Here is a 24,457-nt window from a genome sequence, read left to right on the forward strand (position 1 = left end):
GCACGATGTACCGCGACTTTGCCGTCAGCCGGTCCGCATTCCACTGTGAGAGTCAGGACGTCACGACCGCTCGCTCCCCCACGGGCCAGCGCTACCTCAGCAAGGAGCACGGCGAGTCGCACACCCTAATGTTTGTTCGAGGGTCGGGTAGGGATGCGATTGGAGAGGGTGCTGCCTATCTGTGTCTGGGAACGGTGCAGTTCGCGGATTGGTCGGGCACAGAACGGCCGATGCAGATCACTTGGGCACTGGATCGCGAGATGCCTACCTCGGCGTACCAGGAAGCGAGGGCCGCTAGCTAGGGAGGGAGTGGGCGTCGAGTGTGACGGTCGTCGTGCGCGATAGGCGCGGGCGCGAGTTTTCCGGAGGTGTCCGGATCCCGAACGGAAACGGCCCGGGAGTCGCCCGGATCTCAAACGGAGGCGTTCGAGATCCGGGCCCACCGTCACCGCTTCCGGTACAGCCCCTTCTTCTGGAACTTCGGCTCGCTCGTCACGAGCATCCCCAGGGACCGGAAGATGCCCTCGTCCACGGAGCCGAGGATCGTCGTCGTGTGCACGTCGCAGCCCTCGAGGCTGGCCAGCTGCTCGACGGCCGCCTTCGCGTTCTCGTCGGTCGCCGCGGACACGGACAGCGCGATCAGCACCTCGTCCGTGTGCAGCCGCGGGTTCTTGGAGCCCAGGTGCACGGTCTTGAGCGTCTGGATCGGCTCGATCGAGGCGGGGGAGAGCAGGTGCACGTCGTCCTCGATGCCGGCCAGCACCTTGAGGGCGTTGAGCAGCACCGCGGCGGAGCAGCCCAGCAGCTCCGAGGTCTTGCCGGTCACCAGGGTCCCGTCCGCCAGCTGCACGGCCGCGCCGGGCTCGCCGGTGCGCTCGGCCACCAGCTGCGCGGCACCCACCACCGGGCGGTCCTCCGAGCTCAGCCCCAGCTTGGACATCACCAGGGCCACGCGCTCGGACTCGGTGTCGTCCGCGCCCTCCAGGGCCTCGTTGACCTGAGCCTTGTAGTAGCGCCGGATGATCTCCTGCTTTGCGGCCTCCTGGCACACCTCGTCGTCCACGATCGCCGCGCCGGCCATGTTCACGCCCATGTCCGTGGGGGACTTGTACGGGGTGGTGCCCGTGACCTTCTCCAGCAGCGCGGACAGCAGCGGGAACACCTCGACGTCGCGGTTGTAGCTCGTCACCCGCTCGCCGTACTCGGCCAGGTGGAACGGGTCGATCAGGTTGATGTCGTCCAGGTCCACGGTGGCGGCCTCGTAGGCGGCGTTCACCGGGTGCTCGAGCGGCAGGTTCCAGATGGGGAACGTCTCGAACTTCGCGTAGCCGGCCGGGATGCCCCGCTGCCGATCGTTGTACACCTGGCTCAGGCACGTCGCCAGCTTGCCGGAGCCCGGGCCGGGGGCCGTCACGACGACGAGGTCCCGCGTGGTCTCGGACCACTCGTTGGCACCGAAGCCCTGCTCCGAGACGATCGTGGACATGGCGTGCGGGTAGCCGGGGATCACGCGGTGGCGGGCCACCTTCAGGCCGAGGCGCTCGAGCTTCTCGAGGAACGCCAGTGCACGGTGGTTGGCGTCCTCCAGCTGCGTGACCACCACGTGCTCCACCAGGAACCCGCGCTCCCGGAACACGTCCACGAGGCGCAGGACGTCGTCCTCGTACGTGATGCCCAGGTCCGCGCGGACCTTGTTCCGCCCGAGGTCCTTGGCGTTGAAGCACACCAGGATCTCGGTCTCGTCCTTGATGCGGTCCAGCATCGCGATCTTGTTGTCCGGGGTGAAGCCGGGCAGGACGCGGGAGGCGTGCAGGTCGTCGAAGAGCTTGCCGCCCATCTCCAGGTACAGCTTCCCGCCGATCTGGCGGCGGCGTTCCTGGATGTGCTGGGACTGGAGTTCGATGTACTTCGCGCGGTCGAATCCGACGCGGTGGAGGGGGCCGGAGGCCGCGGCCTCCGTGGTCGTGCTGGCGGGGCGGGCGGTCTCATGCGTGCCGGTCATGGACTCTCAGCATAGACCCGTCCGCGGGGTGCGCGTGCGCGGCCCGGCGTCGGGCTCACCGCATCCCTCAGTCCCTCGGGTCCGCCGGGTCGTCCGCGATCCAGTCGTGCTCGGGGTCGTCGAAGCTGCGCGTGCGCCCGGTGCGCAGGTCGGTGACGTCCATGACGCCGGTGCCGCGGTCCAGGCGCACCTGCTGGTGTGAGGCGGGGTCGACGACGGTGATCGTCTGGGTCTGCGGGTCGTAGTCGTCCACCCGCACCTGGTCCTCGTACTCCTGCCGCGGGCCGTAGGACCCGTGCGTGTCGTCGTCGGGGAAGGCGGGGGCGCCGGGGGAGCGCAGCCGGCGCTCGAGGGTGCGCTCCACCCGGCGGGCGGCCGCCTCCTGCGCCTGCGTGGCCAGGCGCCGCAGACGTTCGAGGGACTCCTTGTCCTGGGAGATCTCCGCGCCGAAGAACCGCCACTGGTAGCGGTAGGCGATCATCCGCACCGCGAAGATCAGGAACGCGATGAGGAAGCCGGTGTACCCGTTGAGCGCGCCGTTCATGGCCACCACGGTCGCCAGCACCGCGCCCAGGAACGTGGGGAGGACGTAGACGCCGCGGGGGTCGAAGATGGACGGGACCTCGTTGGCGACGATGTCCCGCAGCACGCCGCCGCCCAGCGCCGTGACCATCGCGATCACCACCGTGGACACCGGGTGCACGCCCATCGAGTGCGCCAGCAGCACGCCGGACACCGTGAACAGGGCGAGACCGGCGGCGTCGAACAGGGTGATGGTCAGGTTCAGGCGATTCGGGTGGATCACCTTGACGTACACGAGCAGGGACACCAGCAGGGGCGGGGCCAGATAGACCGGGTTCTCCAGGGACGCGGGCAGACCCCGGTCCAGCAGGATGTCCCGTGTGAAGCCGCCGCCCAGGCCCGCCAGCAGGGACAGCGCCATCGAGCCCACCAGGTCGAACTGCTTGCGGGCCGCCAGCAGCGCCCCCGAGGTGGCGAAGAAGAAGATCCCGATCAGGTCCAGGGTCGTGAGCAGCCACGGGACGTCGGTGAGGGTGGCGAAGAACTGCTGCACGTCCACGGCGGCTCCTTCCGTTGGGTCCGGGGATTCACCGGCCATTGTCCCGTGCGGCCCGCGCAGTGGCTCGTTTGTTCACCCGGGTGTCCCCCGAGGTGTGACGTCTTCGTCGGCGCCGGGTGTCTCCTCGTTCGCCGGGGGGCCGTCCTCGCCGGGGGCGGCGGGCGGCCCGTCCCTGCCCTTGCGGTCGCGGATGTCCGGCACGGGCGGCTCGTCATGCGGATCCATGCGCTGGCGCTGGGTCTCCCCCGAGATCTCGGCCCCCGGGGCGAGCCACTCCCTGCGCAGCGACACCACGCGCAGCACGAGCACGAGCACCATCACCGCCGCCGAGGTCAGCGGGTTCAGGACCTCCGCCTGGCCGAGGGCCGCCGTCGTGCCCGCGCCGAGGATGGCCGGCAGCGCGTACCAGCCGCGCCCGCCGAACACGGCGGGCGGTTCCCCGGCGACGACGTCGCGCAGGATGCCGCCGCCGACGGCGGTCACCAGGCCCAGCACTGCGGCGGCGACCGGGCTCAGGCCGGCGAGCAGGGCGATGCGCGTGCCCACCACGCAGTACACGGCCAGGCCGATGGCGTCGAAGGCCATGACGGCGTGGTGGCCGCGCTCGCCGTCGAAGATCCGGAGGAACACCGCTAGCGACGCGACCGCCGGCAGGATCAGGTACCAGGGGTTGTCGAAGGCCGCGGGCACGTCCCGGCCGACCACGAGGTCCCGGACGACGCCGCCGCCCGTGCCCACCATGAGGGCCAGCAGCAGGGAGCCGACGATGTCGTAGCCCTTGCGCACGGCGAGGACGGCACCCGAGATCGCGAAGAAGAACACGCCCACGAGGTCCACGGCGGTGATCGCCGCGGTGACCGCGTCGGCGAGCTCGCCGTGGGCGTCGATCGGCTCGGGCACGTCCCGTTCGAGTTCGGCGGGGTCCTTGGGGGCGGCGGACAGCAGCCACACGGGGAGAAGTGGAAGCAGCACCCGCCCATCGTCCCCCGTCAGGCGGCCCGGGTCAGTCCTGCGCCGGCCCGAACTCCTTGGCCAGCTCCGACGCCACGCCGGTGTACCCGGCCGGGGTCAGCTCCAGCAGGCGCGCCTGAGCGCCCTCGGACAGGCCGAGGCCCTGCACGAACTCGCGCATGCGCGCACCGTCCACGCGGTGGCCGCGGGTCAGCTCCTTGAGGCGCTCGTAGGGGTTGTCCATGCCCTCGACGCCGGCGATCGCCTCGGCGCGCATCACGGTCTGGACGGCCTCGCCGAGCACCTCCCAGTTCGTGTCGAGGTCCTCGGCCAGCACGGGATCGGCCACCTGGAGCTGGCCCATGCCCTTGGTGACGTTGGTCAGGGCGAGCACTGAGTGGCCGAGGGCCACGCCGATGTTGCGCTGCGACGTCGAGTCCGTGAGGTCGCGCTGCCAACGGGACTCCACGAGGGTGGCGCCCAGCGAGTCGAGCAGGGCGCAGGAGAGCTCGAGGTTGGCCTCCGCGTTCTCGAAGCGGATCGGGTTCACCTTGTGCGGCATCGTGGAGGAGCCGGTCGCGCCGGCCACGGGGATCTGCGCGAAGTAGCCGATGGAGATGTAGCTCCATACGTCCACGCAGAAGCCGTGGAGGATCCGGTTGAAGCGCGCGACGTCGGCGTACAGCTCCGCCTGCCAGTCGTGGGACTCGATCTGGGTGGTCAGCGGGTTCCAGGTGAGGCCGAGGTGTTCCACGAAGGACCGGGACAGGGCCGGCCAGTCCGCGTCCGGGGCGGCGGCGAGGTGGGCGGCGTAGGTGCCGGTGGCGCCGTTGATCTTGCCCAGGTACTCCTGGCCGGCGATGCGCCGGGTCTGACGGGTCAGACGGTGCACGAACACGGCCATCTCCTTGCCCAGCGTGGTGGGCGTGGCCGGCTGGCCGTGCGTGCGGGAGAGCATGGGGGTCTCGGCGGCCTCGGCGGCCATCGCGGAGACGGTGGCCACGGCGGCGCGGGCGGCCGGCAGCCAGACCTGCTCGACGGCGTCGCGCACGCCCACCGCGTAGGCCAGGTTGTTGATGTCCTCGGAGGTGCACGCGAAGTGCACGAGCGGCTTCAGCCGACCCAGGCCCAGCCCCTCGAGGCGGTCGGCGATGAAGTACTCGACGGCCTTCACGTCGTGCACCGTGACCTTCTCGGTAGCCGCCAGCTCGGCCACGGACTCCGCGTCGAAGTCCGTGACGATCGCCCGCAGGCCCGCCTGCTGCTCGGCCGTGAGCGGCTCGAGACCCGGCAGCACGCGGTGCTCGGCCAGGTGGATGAACCACTCGACCTCCACGTGGATGCGGTTGCGGTTCAGCGCCGCCTCGGACAGGTGCTCCACGAGCGGCTCCACCGCCGCACGGTAGCGGCCGTCCAGGGGGCCGAGGGCGATGCCGGCCTCGGCGAGGGGACGGCGGTGGGCGGTGGACGCGGGCGCGGGCTGCGAGGTCATGGCCCCCATTCTGGCAGGCGCCGCGGACGCCCGACGAAGGCGAGGGCCGGGTCCGTCCTCAGCCGTCCGTCGACGCCGGCCACCAGTCTCGCCGCAGCACCGCGAGTTGCACCGAGTCCCATCGCCGGCCCTCCCAGGAGCGCGCCTCGGGGATGCGGGCGACCTCGGTGTACCCGACGCGGACCGCCGACGCGATCATCCGCGCGTTGCCGGACCACGTGACCAGGCTCAGCAGGTGCGCGTCCGTCTCCGCGAACGACGCGTCCGACCACAGCGTGAGCGCCGCCCGCCCGACGCCGCGGCCCCACGTGGTCGGGTCGAACAACAGGATGCCGAGCTCCCACCAGCCCGCGCCCGCCGGATGCTGCTCCGTGCGGGTCACGAGACCGACGGGGGTGCCGTCCACCGTGACGACCCGGACGTCAGGGTCGCCGACGCGCCGGCGCGCGTGGTCGGCGTCGAAGTCCGCGCGGCTCGGCGGGGCGGCCGTGTCCGCGGCGTGGAAGTAGGGGGCGTCCCACGACTTCCACTCGGGGTCCTCGGCGCCGTGGATCCAGGTCCACAGGAAGTCGGCGTCGTCGGCGGCCACCGGGCGCAGCGCGACGTCGGTCCGGGGCGGGGCGTCCGCGCGCGTCCCTGAGGGGCGAGGGGTGGCGGGATCGAGATCAGTCATGGCGCCATCCTGCCCTCAGCCGCGACGGGGTGGCGAGTGCAACATGCGGACGCGCCCGGTGGCCCGGGGCGCGGTGGACCTACCGTGGCTGACGTCGCCGTCGCCCGGCGTCGGCATGCCGAGAGGGATGAGGAGACCGAGATGACGGAACGGACCGGGCAGGCCCACGAGGCCGGGACGATCGACCGGCTGATGGCCGGGTGGGTCGCCGACGTCGAGACCCCGGACGCCTGCGCCGCCCACCTGCTCTGCGACCGCTGGCCGGCCGACGCGGTGGCGTTCCGGTTCGTGGCGGAGGACATGTCCGCCGTCGACCTCACCTTCGGCGAGCTGGCCGACCGCTCGCGCCGCCTCGCCACCGGCCTCGCCGCCCGCGGCGTCACGCGCGGCGACCGGGTCCCCGTGATGATGTCCAAACGGGAGGAGCTCGTCATCACGCTGCTGGCCCTGTGGCGGCTCGGCGCTGTGCACGTGCCGCTGTTCACCGCGTTCGCCGCGGGCGCCGCCCGGATGCGCATCGAGGGCGCGGCGGCGCGGCTTGTCGTCGCCGAACCCCGTCAGGCCGAGAAGCTCACGGACATCCCCGGCATCGAGATCATCCGCACCGGCCCGGAGTGGGACGCGCTCGCGGACTCCGCGCCGCTGGCCGAGGACGTCGCCGTCGGCGGGGACGGGCCGATCGCCCTGCTGTTCACCTCCGGCACCACCGGCCGCCCCAAGGGGGTGCCTGTGCCGCTGCGCGCGGCCGCCGCGTTCGCCGTCTACCTCACGTGCGCGGTGGACCTGCGCCCCGAGGACCTGTTCTGGAACGCGGCCGACCACGGCTGGGCGTACGGGCTGTACTACGGGATCGTCGGCACGCTGGTGCTCGGGGCGACCTCGGTGCAGTACCGCGGCGCCTTCTCCCCGGCGACCATGGTCGAGGTGATCAGCTCGCAGGACGTCACGAACCTCGCCGGCGCCCCCACGATGTTCCGCGCGCTGGCCAAGGCCGGGGAGGTCACCGAGGACGCCCCGCTGCGGCTGCGGCGCGTGTCCACGGCGGGGGAGCCGCTGCCGCCGTCCGTGCTCGAGTGGGGCCGGGCGGCCCTCGGCACGGAGATCCGCGACCACTACGGCCAGACCGAGCTGGGCATGGTCATCTGCACCCTCGCGCACCCCGAGCTGGCCGCGCCGCCCCGCCCGGGTTCGATGGGTGTGCCCCTGCCGGGGATCGCCGCCGAGATCCGGGACGGGCAGATCGCGATCGACGCGGCCTCGCCCCTGTTCTGGTTCCCCGGCTACCTCGGGGAGCCGGAGAAGACCGCGGAGCGTTTCACCCCGGACGGGCGCTGGTACCTGACCGGGGACACCGCCCGGCAGGACGACGACGGCTGGTTCTTCTTCTCCTCCCGGGACGACGACGTGATCCTCGCCGCCGGCTACCGGATCGGCCCGTTCGACGTGGAGTCCGTGCTCATCGACCACCCGCGGGTGCAGGAGGTCGCCGTCGTCGGCCTGCCGGACCCGGAGGGGGTGCGGGGCGAGGAGGTCGTGGCGTTCGTGGTGCCCGCCGGGGCCGTCGCGGACCCGGACGCCCTGGCGGCCGAGCTGCAGGCCAAGGTCCGCGACGAGTACTCCAAGCACGCCTACCCGCGCCGGGTGCACTTCGTGGACCGGCTGCCCAAGACCCCCTCCGGCAAGCTGCAGCGGTTCCTGCTGCGCCAGGGCGCCGCCGGCTGACTCAACGGTGCACGAGCCGCAGGAACGCGCCGATCATCGGCAGGTCCTCGGGGCGGGTGGGCAGCGCGTCCGCGAGGGCGGGGGAGTGGACGAGGTAGGCGGCCCACTGCCCGCGCGAGATCGACACGTTGAGCCGGTTACGGTTCAGGAGGAAGTCCAGCCCGCGCGGCACCTCCTGCGGTGAGGACGCCGCCATCGTCAGGATCGCGACGGCGGCCTCCCGGCCCTGGAACTTGTCCACGGTGCCGACGGTGGTGCCCTCGAGACCGGCGGCGTCGAGCGCCTCCCGGACCGTGGCGACCTGCGCGTTGTACGGGGCCACCACGATCACGTCGGACGGCTCGAGCGGCCGGCCGGGGTCGTCCGGGCCGGTGGACCAGGTGCGGCCGAGCAGTGACCGGACGATCTCGACGACGGCCGCGGCCTCCTCCGGCGAGGACACCGCGTTGCCCGTGTGGGAGACCGGCCACGGGTGCAGCCCGGGCTCCACGCCGTCGAGCCGGCGGGCGTCCGTGACGTCCTCCTTCGCGCCGAGCTCGCCGGCGTAGGAGAGCGTGGAGACGGCCTCCGTCAGCGCGGAGTGCATACGCCAGGAGGTGTCCAGGAAGAAGCCGCGGTCTGCGCGCAGCACCGGCTCGTCGGCGGCCAGCCAGCTCAGCGCGGCCTCGCCAATCGGCTGGGGGTGGGTCCCCTTGGTGACCTGCGGCAGCTGCTGGGGGTCGCCGAGCAGGAGCACAGTGCGGGCCATGGCCGCCGCGGCGAGGGTGTGCGCCAGGGAGAATTGCCCGGCCTCGTCGATCACCAGGAGGTCGAACTCCTGCACGTCCTCGTGCGCGAAGGTCCAGGCGGTGCCGCCGACGACGTGGCCGGGGAGGCCGATGTACGGCTTGGCGTCCGACACCGTGGCCCAGGGGCGCTCGGGCGCGTCCTTGCCGCGCTTCTCCGCCTTGAGCACCTGTTTCTTCGGCACCCCGATGGACACGAGCTTGCCCAGGAAGTTCTCCACCACGGCGTGGGACTGGGCCGTGACGCCCACGCTCCACCCGCGTTCGAGCAGGGCCTTCACGGCGTGGCTCCCCACGTGGGTCTTGCCCGTCCCGGGAGGGCCCTGGACGGCGACGTAGGAGCCCCGCGCGGACTCGAGCGCCTCCACGAGCGCCTCCCAGCCCTGGCGGGCGGGAGCGGGCGCGGAGTCGCCCTCGCGCAGCTCGGTGGAGATGGCCGCCAGGGGGCGGCCGGCGGTCGCCGGGGGGCGGCGCGCCAGGATGTCGAAGGCGGCCGTGGACGGGGCGGCGGCGTCGCCTCCCGATCCCGGCAGACCGCCGGCCTGCACCGCGGTCCGGGCGCGCTCGCGCAGGCGCTCCTTGAGCTTGTCCGTGTTCACCACCGTGTGGGCGAACGCCGCCATGGGCAGCTCCGAATGCTGCTCCACGTCCTGCGTGGGGATCTTCTCCCGCAGCAGCACCACGGAGCTGCCGTCCGGGCGGTCCTCGACGTCCTCCACGACGGCCTTGGCACCGACCCAGCGCACCGCGTTGGGTTGGAGGAGGTCGCGGCGGTCCGCCGGGACGTCCTCGTACACCGTGATGGCCTCGGCTCCGGGCTGCAGCGAGCTCCCCGGCTCCAGGGTGCCGGTCATCCGCAGCACCCGCTGGAAGGTCCGAGCGCCCTTGGGTCGGTGCCAGTCCTCGGCCACGTCCACGCGGTCCGCCACGACGTTGGCGCGGGCGTCCTGCCACTCATCCGGCGGGGAGATGCCGCGGTCGAAGAAGGCCCACCACACGGGTTTGTCCTCGCGCTGGTAGAAGCCCAGCCCGGCGGCGAGCAGGGCCACGCCGCGCTGCTCGTCGTCCAGGACGGCGTCCGCGTCGTCCGCGGTGGGCAGGAGGCCCAGGAGGTCCGCCTCCAGGCGCGCGTCCTCGCCCTCCAAGGCGGGGGCGGGCTCGACGAGGTGCTCATCGTCGTCGGGCCGGGGTGCCGTGGCGCCGTGCTCGGCGGTGCGCCCCACCTGCTCCAGCAGCCAGTCCCGCAGCCGCGCCGTGGAGACGCAGTCGTACCGGTTGTAGTCCTCGATGTCGGCGCGGATCGCCCGCGCGACCTCGGTGTCTCCGGCCTCCAGCGCGGCGACGTACCGGTGGTACTCGGTGACGCTGTCCGCCGCCGTCGTGACGCCGTCCTCCGCCCGGTGCTCCACCCCCATGTAGAGGGGCTCCAGCTTCTTGATGGAGTAGCTCGGCACACCGGCCCGCAGGGCGGCGCGGACCGTGGAGTAGAGGTCCACGAACAGCCCCGCGCGCAGCCAGTCGTCCAGCTCGCGCTCGCCCACGCCGTGGCGCACGGTCAGGCGCTTCAGCGCGGTGACCTCGTACGCGGCGTAGTGGTAGATCCGCATCCCCGGGTGGGCCGCGCGCCGCGCCTCCACGAACGCCACGAACCGCTCGAGCGCCGCCCGCTCGGCGGCACGGGTGTCCGCCCACAGGCCCGTGAACCGGAAGTCGGCCGAGGCGGTGCGCGCGGTGTCCCCGCCCGGCGCCTCGACCCAGCCCCACAGATACTCGAGGCCCTCCATGCTCCCGTCCGCGGAGACCCACAGCGGGTCCCCCTCGAAGTCGAAGAAGACGTCTCCGGCGTCCGGCACGGGTAGCCCCGCCACGGCGCGCGGGTCCACGATCCGATGCGGCGGCAGCCCGTCCGCCCCGGCCGGCTCCAGCTGGATCGCCGCCTGTTCCCGCAGCGCCTCCCACGTGCGGCGGGCCATGCCCTCCGGCGGTGCGACGGACGCCGCGAGCTGCTCGATGGTCGTGATGCCGGCCTCGCGCAGCCGGGTGCGCTGCAACCGCGTGGCCCCCGCCGTGAGCAGCACGTCCCGGTGCTCGGCGACGGCCTCCTCGCACGCCTCGCATGCGCCGCAGACGCTCAGGCGGTCGTCGCCCCAGCGGGTGGGCTCCCCGGCGGCCACGTGATCCTGCAGCAGCGCCTCCAGCCGGGCTCGCTGGTGCCGGTACACCGGGATCACCTCGTCCAGGTCCGCGACGTGCCGGGAACCGTCCCCGAGCCACAGGCTGCCCTGCCGCGCCCGCGGCACGCCCATGCCGTCCAGCAGGTCTGCGTACGCGGCGATCTGCAGCAGCGCCGTCACCCGTGCATGCCGGGCCAGCTTCGTGTCCACCACCTCGTACGCGCCCTCGGGGTGCTCCTCGTCCGTGCGGAGCACGAGGAAGTCGGCCAGACCGCCGAACGCGCCGTCGTGCAGCATCCCCTGGAACACGACGGCGGGGCGCGCGGCCAACGCCGCCGCGGTGCGCTCGCGGGCGGCCTGCACGCCCTCGGGTGTGTAGCGCTCCGGGCGGGTGAGCCGGACCACCTGGTCTGCGCCGTGCTCCGCCTCGAGTCGCGCGAGCACGCGGGACTCGTGCTCGTCCCCGAGGCGGGAGACCCGCTCGAGGAACGCGTCCGCCACGCCGATCCGCGGGGCGCGCCCGAGCGCGGGGTCCACCGTCCCGCGCAGCCACCCGTAGGTGCACGTGGCGGCGGCGGTGATGTCCGAGGGGCTGAGCATGAAGGAGGCGCGGTCCGGCGCGAAGGTCACCATGCCGTCACCCTAGACAGGAGTCGCGGACGCGATGGGCAGGGCCCGCGCACAGGTCCCCCGGTGTGCCCCGCTCCCACGGCATGACGGCGGGGGCGGCGAGCGTCACACACCGGACCGGACTTGACGTGAGTCACATCCAGGGAGTTACCTAATGATCGTTCAGTAATTCTCTGCGCCGCCGCGCCGGCGCGCCCGTGCCGGCAGGGAGGCCCGCCCATGACCGAGACCGCCCACCACCCCATGCTCGCGGAGGACCGCGTGGCACGGTGGCTCGGCGTCACCCTCGAGGCCGCCGAGAAGGACCACGCGCGCATCCGGATGACGCTCACCGAGGACCAGCACAATGGCTTCGGCCTGGCCCACGGCGGCGCCGTCTTCGCGTTCGCGGACACGTGCTTCGCGCTGACCTGCAACGACCCCGCCTCGGACGGCTCCACCCTCACCGTGGCCTCCGGCGTGGACGTCAACTTCCTCGCGGCCACCCGCGCCGGGCAGACCCTCGTCGCGGAGGGCCGCCTGGTCGCCGCCGCCGGCCGCTCGGCCGTCTACGACATCACCGTCACCACCGACGACGGCACCCCGGTGGCCGCCTTCCGCGGCCGCTCCCGCACCATCCCCGCCCCCGGACGCTGACCGACGGGCGCACCCGCCGATGCGCCGCCGTCGTCGACCGCCGCCCGACCCCGCATCCCCAGGAGAACGCCATGCTTGAGGCCTCGATCCCCAACCCGTACACGCCGGCACCCCTGCCCGCCCCCGCCGACCGCGGGGCCCCGGACCCCGAGGAGACGATGAGCCGGGACCAGATCGAGGCGCTCCAGTTCGAACGCCTCCGCTGGACCCTGCACCACGCCTACGAGAACGTGCCCGCGTACCGGGAGCACTTCGACGCGCACGGCGTCCACCCCTCGGACTTCACGGAGCTCGGGGACCTCGCCAAGTTCCCGTACACGGACAAGGAGTTCCTGCGGAAGAGCTACCCGTTCGGCGCCTTCGCCGCCACGGGCCCCGAGCTGCGTCGCATCCACGCCTCCTCCGGCACCACCGGCCAGCCCACCGTGGTCGGCTACACCGACGACGACCTGGCCACGTGGGCCACCCTCGTCGCCCGCTGCTTCCGCGCCGGCGGCATCCGCCCCGGTGACCGCGTGCACAACGCGTACGGCTACGGCCTGTTCACCGGCGGCCTCGGCGCCCACTACGGTGCCGAGCGCATCGGGGCGGCCGTGATCCCGATGTCCGGCGGGCAGACGGAGAAGCAGGTGCAGCTGATCACCGACTTCCAGCCGCGCGCCATCCTCTCCACACCCACCTACCTGCTGACCATCGCGGACGGCTTCAAGAAGCTCGGCCTGGACCCCCGCGAGTCCTCCCTCGAGGTCGCGATCCTCGGCGCCGAGCCGTGGACCGAGGAGATGCGCCGCGAGATCGAGCAGACCTTCGACCTCGACGCCCTGGACATCTACGGCCTCTCCGAGGTCATGGGCCCGGGCGTGGCCGGCGAGTCCGCGGCCACCAAGGACGGCTCCCACATCTGGGAGGACCACTTCCGCCCCGAGATCATCGACCCGCTCACGGACGAGGTCCTCGAGACCGGCCGCCACGGCGAGCTCGTCTTCACCTCGCTCACCAAGCAGGCGCTGCCGATCATCCGGTACCGCACCCACGACCTCACCCGCCTGCTGCCGGGCACCACGCACCCGGGCCACCGCCGCATGGGCCGCATCACCGGCCGCTCGGACGACATGATCATCCTGCGCGGCGTGAACCTGTTCCCGTCGCAGATCGAGGAGCTGGCCCTCAAGGAGCCGGCCCTGTCGCCGCACTTCACCCTCGAGATCACCCGCCCGGACCGTATGGACCAGATGGCCGTGAACATCGAGCGCCGTGATCATGCGTCCCTCGAGGAGGCCCAGGCCTGCGCGGCGCACCTGCGCATGGAGATCAAGACGAAGATCGGCTCCTCGTGCGTGATCAACGTGGTGGAGCCGGAGTCCCTGGCCCGCTCCTCCGGCAAGCTCAAGCGGATCTACGACCTGCGCGACCAGGCCTGATCCCGACCCCGCGGCCGAACCCGACGCCGGCGTGCCCGGTAGAGTGGACCGGTGCGCCGTCGTCGTCGGCGTCCGCCCGCCCCTGAAGGAGCCCCGTGCCCCAGAGCAGCCCCACCCCGCGCCGCGGCCGGCCCGGCTATGACCGGCAGACGCTGCTGGCCGAGTGCGTCGAGCTCTTCAACCGGCACGGCTACGAGGCGACGTCCATGGGCATGCTCGCCGCCCACCTGGGCATCTCCAAGTCCGCGATCTACCACCATGTGGAGTCCAAGGAGGCGATCCTCGACCACGCGGTGACGGAGGCGCTCGACGCCCTCGAGGCGTGCCTGGACGATGTGGTGGCCAGCGGGGCCGATGCCGGCGCGCAGGTCGAGGCGGCCATCCGCGGCACGCTCGGGGTGCTGGCGGAGAAGCAGCCCGAGGTGACCCTGCTGCTGCGCCTGCGCGGGAACTCGGCGGTCGAGGTGGCCGCCGTCGAGCGCCGGCGCGAGATCACCCGGCGCTTCGGTGACCTGCTCGAGGCCGCCCAGGCCGCGGGTGCGGTGCGCTCCGACGTGACCCCGCGCAACCTCGCCCGCCTCGCGCTCGGCATGATCAACTCGATCGTCGACTGGTACCGGCCGGATCGCGGCGTTCCCGGCCAGCAGGGACCGGACCAGATGATCGACGCCGTCACGGGCGTGGTGCTCGGGGGTCTGCGGGGCTGAGGGCCCGCTGTCCTCAGCCCTCGCCGTCGAGCGCGGCGAGCACGTCGGCCACGATTGAGGCCGCACGGTCCTCGGCGTCCGCGGGCACCCCGCCGTCCGCGTCGGCCTGGGCCACGGCCACGGTGCGGGCGCCGTCCTGCACGGCAGTGAGGTGGGAGTAGACGGACCCCCCGGGGGCCGGGAGCGCCGTGTACGCGGTGCCGCCCTCGTGCTCGGTCCGCGTCACGCTCTCCACGTCGAGCCCGGCCAGGTCCACCCCGGTGCAGGCCTGCGCCGCCGCTCGGGCGTCCTCCAGGGCGGCGCGGGCGGCCTCCTCCGTGGGGTACACGGTGACGCGCACGCCGAGCGGAGTGACCTCGGCGTCGGGGGACGCCGTGAAGGAGGGCGCCGGTGTCGTGGTGGGCCCGCCGCCGGTCGTGGCGGCCGTCTCCGGCTGGGCCGTGAGCCCCAGGTCCGCCGCCCCGGCCTCGGCGTCCCGCTCCAGATCGGAGCGGGTGGCGTCCAGGCAGGCCTGCTGTTCCGCGCTGCGGGTGGAAGCCGGGCTCGCACCGGCGTCGACCGCCTGCTCCAGGCCGGCGGCCCGCTGGCGCAGCTCCGTCTGCCGCTCCAGCGGCGAGGCGGCGCTCAGCCCCACCTCGGACCCCGGCCCCGCGGCCCGTTGGACGGCGGCCTGCACGGCCAGGGTCCGCTGCCCGTCCAGCGCGGGGGGCATCTCGAGGGACAGGCTGCCCGAGGCGGAGGCGCCGGCCGTGCTCTCCGCCGCGCCCGTGCTCTCCGTGGAGCTGCTGGCCGCGGGCGACGTGGGGGCGGACGAGGCCGCCGTCGTCGTGGACGACGCCGACGAGGGGGCGGGGGAGGAGGGCTCCGCGCCGCCGCCGCCCGCGCACCCGGCGAGGGCGAGCGCGCCCACGGCGAGGGCGCCGAGCAGGGGGAGTCGGGAGGTCGTCATGGCCCGACTCTACGTGCGCTGTGACGGATGCCACAAGGAAGCGGCGGGGGCACGCAACGGGGCCGCCCGATGCGTGGTGCGCACCGGACGGCCCCTGATCCGTCAGCGGAGGAGGTCAGCCGAGCGGGGTGTCCTTGTCGCCCAGGTTCCAGTCCTCCACCGGGCCGAGGTTCTCCCCGTCCGGCCCGTAGCGGTAGAACCCCTGGCCGTCGGCCACGCCGCTGTGGCCCTCGGCGATGCTCTTCTCGAGCAGCTCAGCGAAGCCGAGCTGCCAGTCGACGCCCGTGTTGCGGGAGACGTTGGCGGCCACGTGGAAGCCCACGATGTCATAGGTCTGGAACGGGCCGCGCTCGTTGCCGGTGGCCACGCGCCAGGTGCGGTCGATGTCCGCCGGGTTGCCCACTCCGTGCATGTACAGCTTGGAGCCGGCCTGCAGCCACGGGATGAGCAGGGAGTTGAGGAAGTAGCCCGGGATCTCCTTGCGCACGTGCACGGGGACCATGCCGGTCTCCTCGGCGAACTGCAGGGCTCCCGCGACGGCCTCCGGCGAGGTGGCGGCGGTGCCCATGACCTCGGCGGTGTTCTGCGCCCAGATGCGGTTGGCGTAGTGCAGGGCCAGGAAGCGCTCCGGATGGCCGCTGGCGTCGGCGAAGTCCGAGGGCAGCAGGGAGGAGGTGTTCGTGGCGAACAGGGTCGTGGCGGGGGCGAGCTCGCCCACCTGGGCCCACACCTTGCGCTTGAGCTCCAGGTTCTCCGGGACGGCCTCGATCACGATGTCCGCATCCGCCAGGGCCTCGCCGAGGTCCGAGGTCGGCGTGATGCGGGCGATGGCCTCGTCGAAGCGCTGCGGGTCGTAGCCCTCCCCGAGGTCTGCCTCATAGCCCTGGCGGATCCACGCCCAGCGGCGCTCGATCCCCTCGAGGGCGGCGGGGACGGCGTCGTAGGCCATCACCTTCTTGCCGTGGTACGCCGCCTGCATGATGATCTGCGAACCCAGCACACCGGTGCCCAGCACGGTGACCTGATCAAAACGGGTGAACTCGGACATATATGTCGACCTTCTTCTCTCGCGGTCCGAATGGGACGTACAGGTGAACGTCCCGGGCACGCTCCTTGTTCCCGGGGACGACGACGGGCCGCCCGGCGCGCAGCGGGCGCACGGGACGGCCCGTCGAAGCAGGGGGGCTCAGCCCTGGGAGGTCTCGGACGGGGCCATCGGCCAGGTCTTGGCCACGAGCGTCAGCACGTCGTACTGGGCGCAGAGCTCGTCCTTCTGGTTGTGGATCCGGCAGTCCCAGGCCACCTCGCCGTACTCGTCGCTCACGCGCGGGGTGATGCGCTTGGCCGTCAGGGTCACGCGGATGGCGTCGTCGTAGGTCACCGGCGTGATGAAGCGCAGGTTCTCCAGGCCGTAGTTGGCCAGCACCGGGCCCGGATCCGGGGCCACGAACAGCCCCGCGGCCCACGAGACCAGCAGGTAGCCGTGGGCGACGCGGCGCGGGAAGAACGGGTTGGCCATGGCGGCCTCCTCGTCCGTGTGGGCGTAGAACCTGTCCCCGGTCTCCTCCGCGAAGGCGGTGATGTCCTCCAGGGTGATGGTGCGCAGGCCGGAGGCGAACTGGTCGCCCACCGTCAGCTCGGCCAGGGACTTGTAGAACGGGTGCACGGCCGTGCCGGCCTCCACGTCCTCGCGGGTCACCGTGTGGGCCGCGGCGCCCTGATGCCACACGCCGGTGATGGCCGTGAGCATGTCCGGGGAGCCCTGGATCGCCGTGCGCTGCATGTAGTGCTTCACGGCGCGGACCCCGCCGAGCTCCTCGCCGCCGCCGGCGCGGCCGGGGCCGCCGTGGATCAGCACCGGCACGGGGGCGCCATGGCCCGTGGTGGTCGCGGCGGTCTGGCGGTTCAGGACGTGCACGCGGCCGTGGTGGGCGCCGATCCCGGCGGCGAACGCGCGGGCGGTCTCACCGTCGTTCGTGGCGACCGTGGCCACGAGCGACCCCGAGCCCAGGGCGGCCAGGGCCACGGCGTCGGCCACGTCCGTGTAGCCGATCACCGAGGTGACCGGACCGAACGCCTCGACGCTGTGCACCTCGGGGGTGCGTGCGTCCTCGAAGGTGAGCACCGTGGGGGCGAAGAACGCGCCGGACTCGGCGTCGGCGTCACCGGTCGAGCCCTCGGGGCCGCCGAGGCGGACCTGACCGCCGGCGTCGACCAGGCGCTGCACCGCGCCGCGGACCTCGCCCTGCTGGTCCTTCGAGGCCAGGGCGCCCATGGTGGTGCCCTCGACGCGCGGGTCGCCCAGGACGACCTTCGCGGCCAGGCGCTCGGTGAGGGCGGCGGTCACGGCCTCGACCCGATCCTGCGGGACGATCACCCGGCGGATGGCGGTGCACTTCTGTCCGGCCTTGACCGTCATCTCCTGGAAGACGACCTTCACGAACGCCTCGAACTCGGGGGACTCCGGGTCCGCGTCCGGGCCGAGGATGGCGGCGTTGAGGGAGTCGGTCTCCGCGGTGAAGCGGACGCCGCCCTCCTGCACGTTCGGGTGCTTCTTCAGCGTGGCCGCGGTGGCGGCGGAGCCGGTGAACGCGACGTGGTCGCGGTAGTCCAGGTGGTCCAGCAGGTCGCGGGCGGAGCCGGAGATCAGCTGGATCGAGCCCTCGGGCAGCACGCCGGACTCGAGCATCAGCTCGACGCACTTCTGCGTGACGTAGCCGGTGGGGGTGGCCGGCTTGACCACGGTGGGCACGCCGGCGACGAAGGCCGGGGCGAACTTCTCGAGCATGCCCCACACGGGGAAGTTGAACGCGTTGATCTGCACGGCCACGCCCGGGATGCGCTGGTAGATGTGCTCGCCGATGAAGGAGCCGTCGCGGGAGAGGGGCTCCACGTCGCCGTCGATGATCACGGTGGAGTTCGGTAGCTCGCGGCGGCCCTTGCCGGAGAACGTGAAGAGGGTGCCGATGCCGCCGTCGACGTCGAAGGCGTGGTCGCGCTGCGTGGCGCCGGTGGCGAAGGAGACGTCGTAGAGCTCCTGGACGCGGGAGTTCAGAAAGAGCGCGAGCTCCTTGAGCTTGAGGGCGCGCTCGTGGATGGTCAGCTCGCCCAGGGCCTGCTGGCCGACGGTGCGGGCGTGCTCGATGGCGGCGGCCGTGTCGAGGCCGTCGGTGGAGACGCCGGTCAGGCGCGCGCCGGTGTTCGCGTCCGTCACGTCGGTGACCTTGGACGGGTGCGACGGCGTCCACCAGCTGCCGGCGACGTAGCTGGGGAGGATCTCCGGGAGGGAGGGGGCGGTGACGGTCACGAGGTCTCCTGGTGTCGGGGGCACGGACGGGTCCCGACCGATCGGTCGGTTATTGGTCCTCACCCTAGCCGAGACGTGGATCACGCGGGAGGGGGAGCCGGGCCGGTGACGTCGTCGTCGTGGAGAGGGCTTCGCCGCGCAAGCCGTGGCGCCCGGGCCCGCAGACACGCCGCTACCGCCAGGACGTAGCGGCGTGTCTGCGGGCCTCGGCGGGGCGTCGTCCACAGATCCCGGCGGACGACGACGGCGGCCCGCCCGGATCGGGCACGCTCGGCCCATGCCCCGCTCGCCCGCGCCCCTGCCTCCGATGCGCTGCGGACTGGACGGCCTCCTCCGCGCTCCGACCGTGTTCTCGACCCCGGCCGCGCGCGAGACGGGGGTGAGCGCGGCCCGGCTGCGGCGCGGGGACGTGGTCTCCCTCGGCTGGGGGCTCTGGGGCCTGCGCGGCGTCGAACCGGACCCCATGGACCATCTGCGGGCACTGCAGGATCTGCACCCCGAGGGCGTGTTCAGCCACGTCACGGCCGCCAGGGTGCTCGGCCTGTGGCTGACCGGGCCGCTCGCCGCCGACCGGTCCGTGCACGTCGCGACCCCGCGCGGCCACGGCACCGCGTCGAGCCGGGCCGGGGTCCGCTCACACCGCCTCCGCGCCGACGCACCGGTGCGGATCGTGGACGGGGTGCGCGTGACCGCACCGGGGTGGATCTTCGTGGACCTCGCCGCGCAGGCCGGGCCGCTCGACCATCTCGTCGCGCTGGGGGACAGCATGGTGCGGACCGCCCCGACGGAGGCCCGCCGCCGTCGGCTGCCTCCCGGGGTGACGGACGTGGCCGAGCTGCGCGCCGCCGTCGAGGAACGCGGACGGGTGCGCGGGATCCGCGCGGCCCGGGAGGCGCTGGAGCTCGTCCGCCCCGGAGCCGACTCGCCGCAGGAGAGCCGACTGCGGGCGCGGCTCGTCCTGGACGGCGTCCCCGAGCCCGCAGTGAACCCGTGCATCCGCCTCGCCACGGGACAGCGGCTCCGCGTGGATCTGGTGTGGGCGGAGGCCAAGGTGGCGGTCGAGTACGACGGCGATCAGCACCGCACGGATCGCCGGCAGTGGCGTGAGGACCGCGAGCGGGACGCGGCCCTGCGCGCGGAGGGGTGGGAGGTGATCCGGGTGACCGCCGACGTGTTCCGGCCAGGGCACTGGGAGCTGTTCGTGCGGCAGCTGCGGGGCCTGGTGGCTGCGCGGACCCCGCCGGGCCGAGTGCCGCCGTCGTGGATCTGACCCGCCCAGGCCTGCAGACACGCCGCTACCGCCAGGGCGTAGCGGCGTGTCTGCGGGCCTCGACGAGAGGGGCGGGAGCCTCGGGCCGGCGTCGGCCCCTGCCCCTCGTCTCCGGACCGGCGTAGAATCGAGCACCGGTCCTCTCGGACCCGACCCACCCCCTCATCCGGAGAGTTCTGCCGCATGCTGCGCACCATGTTCCACGCCAAGATCCACCGGGCCACCGTGACCCAGGCGGACCTGCACTACGTGGGCTCCGTGACCGTGGACCAGGACCTGCTGGACGCCGCGGACATCCTCCCCGGCGAGCTCGTGTCCATCGTGGACGTCACCAACGGCGCGCGACTGGAGACCTACACCATCGCGGGCGAGCGGGGCTCCGGCGTGCTCGGCATCAACGGCGCCGCCGCCCACCTGGTGCATCCGGGGGACATCGTCATCCTCATCGCCTACGGGCAGATGGACGACGACGAGGCCCGCCACTTCCAGCCCAAGGTCGTCCACGTGGACGCGGACAACAGGATCGTGGAGCTCGGCATCGACCCCGCCGACGGCCTCCTCGACGGCCTCTCCCGCCCGCCGCTGTCCCGCGAGTGGAACGAGGCGCAGGCCGAGCTCTGAGCCGGCCTGGGGCGCCGGGCCGTCATGGACGAGCCCTTCGAGCGGGATCAGCGGTCGGCACGGCCTTCGCCCCGAGCGCTCGACGCGCGGAGCGCATCGCGGCCGCGTGGCTGAGGCCCATCGCGGTGCGGGCGCCCGGCACGTGGGACACAGCGCGCATCCACGGCGAGGTCAGCACCACCTCCTGCTCCCACGCCACGACGCAGCGCGGCGCGTGTCCGGCCGGGGCGCCGTCGTCGTGGACGGTGACCCGCACGGTGCCCGTCAGGTCCCCGCTCAGGCGCGCGACCAGAAGGCCGCGGGCACGGTCGTCGATGAGACGCTCCATCGTCAGACGCACCGGCACGAACCCCCGCAGCCGGACGGCGGCGCGGTCGGGGCCCAGGCGACGGGCGCGCGGGACGGCCGGCCACCAGCGTGGGTAGCCGGCCGGGTCGGCGAGCAGGGCCAGCACGGACCGGGCGTCCGCGGGGACGGCCCAGCGGTGGGTGAAGCGGAAGGGGCGGTCGACCGACATCAGGCCCGGCCGAAGGTCTCGGGGTCCACGGGGCGCCGGGTGCGGGGGAGCCAGAGCCGCTGGTCCAGGTGATGGCCGGGCGTGTTCGCCACGGGCAGGGCCGTGCGCAGCAGCGTGGGCTCGTCCATGCCCGCCACGTTAGCCGCGCCCGCCCCGCCCCCGCACTTTCGAACGTGATATCGGGGGAATGGGCGCTTTCGAACGGGAGATAGGGCCTATCTCACGTTCGAAAGCGCTCGCCCCGGGGGCTCAGCGGTAGTCGAAGAAGCCCTTGCCGGACTTCCGGCCGAGCTCGCCGCGGGCCACCATGTCTCGCATGAGCTGCGGCGGGGCGAAGCGCTCACCCAGCTGGGACTCGAGGTACTCCGCGATGCCCAGGCGCACGTCCAGGCCCACGATGTCGGTCAGGGCCAGCGGGCCGACCGGGAACTTGTAGCCGAGCACCATGGCGGCGTCGATGTCCTCGGGGGAGGCCACGCCCTCCTCGACCATGCGGATGGCCTCGAGCGCGATCGCCACGCCCAGGCGCGACGAGGCGAAGCCCGGGGCGTTCTTGACGACGACGGGGGTCTTGCCGAGCCCGCGGACCCACTCGGTGGACAGGGCCTGGAGCTCCGCACCGGTCTGCTCGCCGATCACGACCTCCACGAGCTTCGAGGCGGGCACCGGGTTGAAGTAGTGCAGGCCGCAGAAGCGTTCGGGGCGCTGCAGGTGCGTGGCGATCTCGTCGATGGAGAGGGAGGAGGTGTTGCTGGCCAGCCAGGCGTCCTCGCGCAGGTGGGCCTCGACGTCGGTGAGCGCCTCGATCTTCACCTGCATGTCCTCGAACACGGCCTCGACCACGAGGTCGCAGCGGGCGAAGTCGGCGCGGTCCACGGTGACGGTCAGGCGCTGCGCCCACTCGTCCAGGTCGCCGTCGATCTTGCCGCGGTCCAGGGAGGCGGCCAGGTCGGCCTCGATGCGCTCCCTGGCGGCCTCGGCCGACCGCGGGTCGCGCTCGACGACGACCACCTCGGACGAGCCGGAGACGAGGAACGCGTGGGCGATGCCGCCACCCATCCGGCCGCCGCCGAGGACGCCGACGACGGCGGGCACGGAGGACGGCGCGGCATCAGGGGTGTGCTGCTGATCGGTCATGTCAGTCCTCACTTCTTCTTGCGGTCGAGGAACGCCTGCATGCGCTCGAACTTGGCCTCGGACTCGAACAGGATGGCCTGCGCGATCTCGTCCACGTGGGGGTGGGCCTCGCGGGGGAGGTGGAAGACGCGCTTGGACAGCCGCACCGCCAGCGGGTCCTGCTGCGCGATGCGGTCGGCGAGGGCGTCGGCGGCGTCGAGGAGGGCCTCCGGCTCGTGCAGCTCGGTGACGAGCTTGAGCTCGAGGGCCTCCTGCGCGTCCAGGATCCGTCCGGCGAGCAGCAGCTCGAGGGCCACCGGCTCGCCCACCAGCTCCTTGAGCCGCCACTGGGCGCCCGCAGCGGCGGTGATCCCCAGACTCGTCTCGGGCTGGCCCATCTTCAGCGCCGGGGTGGCGATGCGGAAGTCGGCCGCGTAGGCCAGTTCCGCGCCGCCGCCGAGGGCGAAGCCGTCGATCGCTGCGATCACGGGCATGGGCAGCCGGTGGATGCGGTCGAAGACCTGCGAGTTCACGCCGCGCAGGGCGTCGTCGCGGCGGCGCTCGCGCAGCTGTCCGATGTCCGCGCCGGAGGCGAAGATGCCGGAGAACGTCCCCGGCTCGCACTTCGACTCCACCTGCGTGCCCGAGATGATCAGGATCTTCGGCTCGCGTTCGAGGTGGGCGCAGAGCTCGTGGAACTCGTCGACCATGGTCTGGTCGATCGCGTTGCGCACGCCCGGGCGGTCCATGCGCGCGTGGACGCGGTCCTCGCGCTCCTCGACGTGCAGCGCCGAGAAGTGGCTGAAGTCGGTCATCTGCTCAGACCCTCTCGACGAGCATCGCGGAGCCCTGGCCCACGCCCACGCACATCGTGGCCAGGCCCCTGTCCGCGCCCTCGCGCTCCATCCGACCGAGCAGCGTGACCACGAGACGCGACCCCGAGGAGCCCAGCGGATGGCCCAGGGCGATCGCGCCGCCGTCGGCGTTGACGGTCTCCGGGTCCAGGCCGAGGCGCCGCATCGAGGCCAGGGACTGGGTGGCGAAGGCCTCGTTGAGCTCGACGGCGCCCAGGTCCGCCACGGACCAGCCGGAGCGCGCGAGGGCCTTCTCGGTGGCCGGGACGGGGCCCAGGCCCATGATCTCGGGGGCCAGGCCCGCCGAGGTGGACTCGACGACGCGGGCCCGCGGGGTCAGGCCGTACTTCTGCGCGGCCCGCTCGGAGACGACGAGGATCGCCGAGGCGCCGTCGTTGAGGGAGGAGGAGTTGCCGGCGGTGACCACGCCGTCCTTCTTGATGATCGGGCGCAGGCCGGCGAGCACCTCGGGGGTGGAGCCGGGGCGGGGGCCCTCGTCCGTGTCCACGATCGTCTCCGCGCCCTTGCGGCCCGTGACGACGACGGGCACGATCTCGTCCGCGAAGCGGCCGGCCCCGATGGCGGCCAGCGCGCGCTCGTGTGAGCGGGCGGCGAAGGCGTCGGCGTCCTCGCGGGTGATGCCGTCCACCTCGCCGACCTCCTCGGCGGTCTCCGGCATGGAGAAGGTGAACTTCTCCCCGAACTCGCCGTCCGCGAAGCGCGGGTTCACGAAGCGCCAGCCGATCGCGGTGTCGAAGGCCGCACCGGGCTTGGCGAACGCCGTCGTCGGCTTCTCCATCACCCAGGGGGCGCGGGACATGGACTCCACGCCTCCGGCCACGACGACGTCGGCCATCCCGGAGCGCACCATCGCGGTGGCGATGCCGATCGCGGACATGCCGGAGGCGCAGAGGCGGTTCACGGTGATGCCCGGGACGGTGTCCGGGAAGCCGGCCAGCAGCCAGGCCATGCGGGCGACGTTGCGGTTCTCCTCGCCGGCGCCGTTGGCGTTGCCGAGGATGACGTCGTCCACGACCGACGGGTCGATGCCGGCGTCCTCGATCACGGCCTTGATGGTCAGGGCGGCGAGGTCGTCGGGGCGGACGGAGGAGAGGGCGCCGCCGTACTTGCCGACGGGCGTGCGGCGACCGCCGACGAGCAGGGCCTGGGACTGTGCGGACATGGAGACTCCTTGGGTGAGCGACGACGGGGCGGGGCGGGCGCGGCGAATTACCGACCGTGCGTTCAGGTTCAGTATCCCGGGCCGGTGTGACGGGGGTCAACTGCGGGGGCGGGGTGTGACGGGGTGGAGACGGAGCCGGGCGGCCGCGCCGAGGCCACGTCGATCAGCGTCTGACCCGGCGCACCCCGCACGGAGGCCCGCAGACGCGCCGTTACGTCCCCGAGGTAGCGGCGTGTCTGCGGGCCTCGGCGCCGGTCCGGTCGCCCACGGCGGGGGGGGGGCCCTCCCCGGGGGGGGCCCCCCCCCGCGGGGGGGGGGGGGGGGGGGGCGCGTGCCGCCGGCGGAGGGCGGCGCGGGGGGCGGTGG

Annotated in this window: 21 protein-coding genes; 7 read left to right on the forward strand and 14 right to left on the reverse strand. The window is 73.1% G+C overall.

The window, feature by feature from the left end:
* The first annotated feature begins 5 nt into the window (after positions 1-5).
* Positions 6-302 carry a DUF3427 domain-containing protein gene (locus KVS67_RS14410; RefSeq protein WP_368669048.1) on the forward strand — a complete coding sequence of 99 codons (297 nt, stop codon included), beginning with the start codon at positions 6-8 and terminating at the stop codon, positions 300-302.
* A 143-nt stretch (positions 303-445) separates the two neighbouring features.
* Here the strand turns inward: KVS67_RS14410 and KVS67_RS09665 are convergent, their stop codons facing one another.
* The 5 genes from KVS67_RS09665 to KVS67_RS09685 form a co-directional block, all read right to left on the reverse strand.
* Entirely contained in the window at positions 446-2,002 is a 1,557-nt protein-coding gene (locus tag KVS67_RS09665) for a DUF1846 domain-containing protein (RefSeq protein WP_041102565.1), read from the reverse strand.
* A 67-nt stretch (positions 2,003-2,069) separates the two neighbouring features.
* Positions 2,070-3,083, reverse strand: coding sequence for a trimeric intracellular cation channel family protein (locus KVS67_RS09670; RefSeq protein ID WP_041102567.1), 1,014 nt, complete (start codon positions 3,081-3,083; stop codon positions 2,070-2,072).
* A gap of 72 nt (positions 3,084-3,155) precedes the next feature.
* Positions 3,156-4,034: a trimeric intracellular cation channel family protein gene (locus KVS67_RS09675; protein WP_256093404.1), complete on the reverse strand. Its 879-nt coding sequence runs from the start codon at positions 4,032-4,034 to the stop codon at positions 3,156-3,158.
* A gap of 52 nt (positions 4,035-4,086) precedes the next feature.
* A complete protein-coding gene (gene purB / locus KVS67_RS09680; RefSeq protein WP_041102571.1) occupies positions 4,087-5,526 on the reverse strand; it encodes an adenylosuccinate lyase in 1,440 nt (479 codons plus the stop codon).
* A gap of 58 nt (positions 5,527-5,584) precedes the next feature.
* Positions 5,585-6,199, reverse strand: a complete 615-nt coding sequence (locus KVS67_RS09685; RefSeq protein ID WP_010080080.1) for a GNAT family N-acetyltransferase — start codon at positions 6,197-6,199, stop codon at positions 5,585-5,587.
* Positions 6,200-6,340: 141 nt separating this feature from the next.
* Between KVS67_RS09685 and KVS67_RS09690 the strand changes: the two genes are divergently transcribed.
* On the forward strand, positions 6,341-7,921 hold the full coding sequence (locus KVS67_RS09690; protein WP_041102575.1) for an AMP-binding protein: 1,581 nt from the start codon (positions 6,341-6,343) through the stop codon (positions 7,919-7,921).
* A gap of 1 nt (position 7,922) precedes the next feature.
* Here KVS67_RS09690 and KVS67_RS09695 read toward each other — a convergent pair whose 3' ends face one another.
* Positions 7,923-11,513, reverse strand: a complete 3,591-nt coding sequence (locus KVS67_RS09695) for a bifunctional RecB family nuclease/DEAD/DEAH box helicase (RefSeq protein ID WP_052520006.1) — start codon at positions 11,511-11,513, stop codon at positions 7,923-7,925.
* A gap of 216 nt (positions 11,514-11,729) precedes the next feature.
* On the opposite strand from KVS67_RS09695, the gene KVS67_RS09700 reads away from it, so the two are divergent.
* The 3 genes from KVS67_RS09700 (at position 11,730) to KVS67_RS09710 (ending at position 14,274) form a co-directional block, all read left to right on the forward strand.
* Positions 11,730-12,146, forward strand: a complete 417-nt coding sequence (locus KVS67_RS09700; protein ID WP_020624995.1) for a PaaI family thioesterase — start codon at positions 11,730-11,732, stop codon at positions 12,144-12,146.
* Between the two features lie 71 nt (positions 12,147-12,217).
* The gene (locus tag KVS67_RS09705; protein ID WP_036313909.1) at positions 12,218-13,567 is read left to right on the forward strand and encodes a phenylacetate--CoA ligase family protein; all 1,350 of its coding nucleotides are present in this window, start codon (positions 12,218-12,220) and stop codon (positions 13,565-13,567) included.
* A gap of 95 nt (positions 13,568-13,662) precedes the next feature.
* The gene (locus tag KVS67_RS09710; RefSeq protein WP_036313911.1) at positions 13,663-14,274 is read left to right on the forward strand and encodes a TetR/AcrR family transcriptional regulator; all 612 of its coding nucleotides are present in this window, start codon (positions 13,663-13,665) and stop codon (positions 14,272-14,274) included.
* 13 nt (positions 14,275-14,287) lie between these two features.
* On the opposite strand, the gene KVS67_RS09715 is transcribed toward KVS67_RS09710, so the two are convergent.
* The 3 genes from KVS67_RS09715 to paaZ form a co-directional block, all read right to left on the reverse strand.
* Positions 14,288-15,223, reverse strand: coding sequence for a hypothetical protein (locus KVS67_RS09715; RefSeq protein WP_036313913.1), 936 nt, complete (start codon positions 15,221-15,223; stop codon positions 14,288-14,290).
* Between the two features lie 115 nt (positions 15,224-15,338).
* A complete protein-coding gene (locus tag KVS67_RS09720; protein ID WP_036313915.1) occupies positions 15,339-16,271 on the reverse strand; it encodes a 3-hydroxyacyl-CoA dehydrogenase in 933 nt (310 codons plus the stop codon).
* A 138-nt stretch (positions 16,272-16,409) separates the two neighbouring features.
* Positions 16,410-18,530, reverse strand: coding sequence for a phenylacetic acid degradation bifunctional protein PaaZ (gene paaZ / locus KVS67_RS09725; protein WP_036313917.1), 2,121 nt, complete (start codon positions 18,528-18,530; stop codon positions 16,410-16,412).
* Positions 18,531-18,807: 277 nt separating this feature from the next.
* On the opposite strand from paaZ, the gene KVS67_RS09730 reads away from it, so the two are divergent.
* Positions 18,808-19,800 (forward strand): DUF559 domain-containing protein, encoded by a 993-nt coding sequence (locus KVS67_RS09730; RefSeq protein WP_041102582.1) that lies wholly within the window; start codon positions 18,808-18,810, stop codon positions 19,798-19,800.
* A gap of 183 nt (positions 19,801-19,983) precedes the next feature.
* The gene (panD, locus tag KVS67_RS09735) at positions 19,984-20,421 is read left to right on the forward strand and encodes an aspartate 1-decarboxylase (RefSeq protein ID WP_010080090.1); all 438 of its coding nucleotides are present in this window, start codon (positions 19,984-19,986) and stop codon (positions 20,419-20,421) included.
* A gap of 22 nt (positions 20,422-20,443) precedes the next feature.
* On the opposite strand, the gene KVS67_RS09740 is transcribed toward panD, so the two are convergent.
* From KVS67_RS09740 to KVS67_RS09760, 5 genes are all read right to left on the reverse strand, one after another.
* Positions 20,444-20,938, reverse strand: coding sequence for an SRPBCC family protein (locus tag KVS67_RS09740; RefSeq protein ID WP_061866834.1), 495 nt, complete (start codon positions 20,936-20,938; stop codon positions 20,444-20,446).
* A complete protein-coding gene (locus KVS67_RS14295) occupies positions 20,938-21,066 on the reverse strand; it encodes a hypothetical protein (RefSeq protein WP_255354980.1) in 129 nt (42 codons plus the stop codon). Before KVS67_RS14295 ends, KVS67_RS09740 begins: the two co-directional genes overlap by 1 nt.
* Before the next feature lie 121 nt (positions 21,067-21,187).
* On the reverse strand, positions 21,188-22,075 hold the full coding sequence (locus KVS67_RS09750; RefSeq protein ID WP_063188652.1) for a 3-hydroxyacyl-CoA dehydrogenase family protein: 888 nt from the start codon (positions 22,073-22,075) through the stop codon (positions 21,188-21,190).
* 8 nt (positions 22,076-22,083) lie between these two features.
* Positions 22,084-22,869 carry an enoyl-CoA hydratase/isomerase family protein gene (locus tag KVS67_RS09755; RefSeq protein WP_060973844.1) on the reverse strand — a complete coding sequence of 262 codons (786 nt, stop codon included), beginning with the start codon at positions 22,867-22,869 and terminating at the stop codon, positions 22,084-22,086.
* Positions 22,870-22,873: 4 nt separating this feature from the next.
* Positions 22,874-24,091 carry a thiolase family protein gene (locus tag KVS67_RS09760; RefSeq protein WP_063188650.1) on the reverse strand — a complete coding sequence of 406 codons (1,218 nt, stop codon included), beginning with the start codon at positions 24,089-24,091 and terminating at the stop codon, positions 22,874-22,876.
* Positions 24,092-24,457 lie beyond the last annotated feature (366 nt).

Source organism: Micrococcus sp. GbtcB5, assembly GCF_019091605.1.
GTDB classification, from domain to species: domain Bacteria; phylum Actinomycetota; class Actinomycetes; order Actinomycetales; family Micrococcaceae; genus Micrococcus; species Micrococcus luteus.

Excerpts from the sequence above, each read along its gene's own strand:
- KVS67_RS09690 (WP_041102575.1), top strand. The coding sequence starts at position 6,341 with ATGACGGAACGGACCGGGCAGGCCCACGAGGCCGGGACGATCGACCGG.
- KVS67_RS09695 (WP_052520006.1), bottom strand. The coding sequence starts at position 11,513 with ATGGTGACCTTCGCGCCGGACCGCGCCTCCTTCATGCTCAGCCCCTCG.
- KVS67_RS09750 (WP_063188652.1), bottom strand. The coding sequence starts at position 22,075 with ATGACCGATCAGCAGCACACCCCTGATGCCGCGCCGTCCTCCGTGCCC.
- KVS67_RS09740 (WP_061866834.1), bottom strand. The coding sequence starts at position 20,938 with ATGTCGGTCGACCGCCCCTTCCGCTTCACCCACCGCTGGGCCGTCCCC.
- KVS67_RS09730 (WP_041102582.1), top strand. The coding sequence starts at position 18,808 with ATGCCCCGCTCGCCCGCGCCCCTGCCTCCGATGCGCTGCGGACTGGAC.
- KVS67_RS09665 (WP_041102565.1), bottom strand. The coding sequence starts at position 2,002 with ATGACCGGCACGCATGAGACCGCCCGCCCCGCCAGCACGACCACGGAG.
- KVS67_RS09700 (WP_020624995.1), top strand. The coding sequence starts at position 11,730 with ATGACCGAGACCGCCCACCACCCCATGCTCGCGGAGGACCGCGTGGCA.
- KVS67_RS14295 (WP_255354980.1), bottom strand. The coding sequence starts at position 21,066 with ATGGACGAGCCCACGCTGCTGCGCACGGCCCTGCCCGTGGCGAACACG.
- KVS67_RS09755 (WP_060973844.1), bottom strand. The coding sequence starts at position 22,869 with ATGACCGACTTCAGCCACTTCTCGGCGCTGCACGTCGAGGAGCGCGAG.
- purB (WP_041102571.1), bottom strand. The coding sequence starts at position 5,526 with ATGACCTCGCAGCCCGCGCCCGCGTCCACCGCCCACCGCCGTCCCCTC.
- KVS67_RS09720 (WP_036313915.1), bottom strand. The coding sequence starts at position 16,271 with ATGTCCGAGTTCACCCGTTTTGATCAGGTCACCGTGCTGGGCACCGGT.
- panD (WP_010080090.1), top strand. The coding sequence starts at position 19,984 with ATGCTGCGCACCATGTTCCACGCCAAGATCCACCGGGCCACCGTGACC.
- KVS67_RS09715 (WP_036313913.1), bottom strand. The coding sequence starts at position 15,223 with ATGACGACCTCCCGACTCCCCCTGCTCGGCGCCCTCGCCGTGGGCGCG.
- KVS67_RS09760 (WP_063188650.1), bottom strand. The coding sequence starts at position 24,091 with ATGTCCGCACAGTCCCAGGCCCTGCTCGTCGGCGGTCGCCGCACGCCC.
- KVS67_RS14410 (WP_368669048.1), top strand. The coding sequence starts at position 6 with ATGTACCGCGACTTTGCCGTCAGCCGGTCCGCATTCCACTGTGAGAGT.
- KVS67_RS09705 (WP_036313909.1), top strand. The coding sequence starts at position 12,218 with ATGCTTGAGGCCTCGATCCCCAACCCGTACACGCCGGCACCCCTGCCC.
- KVS67_RS09685 (WP_010080080.1), bottom strand. The coding sequence starts at position 6,199 with ATGACTGATCTCGATCCCGCCACCCCTCGCCCCTCAGGGACGCGCGCG.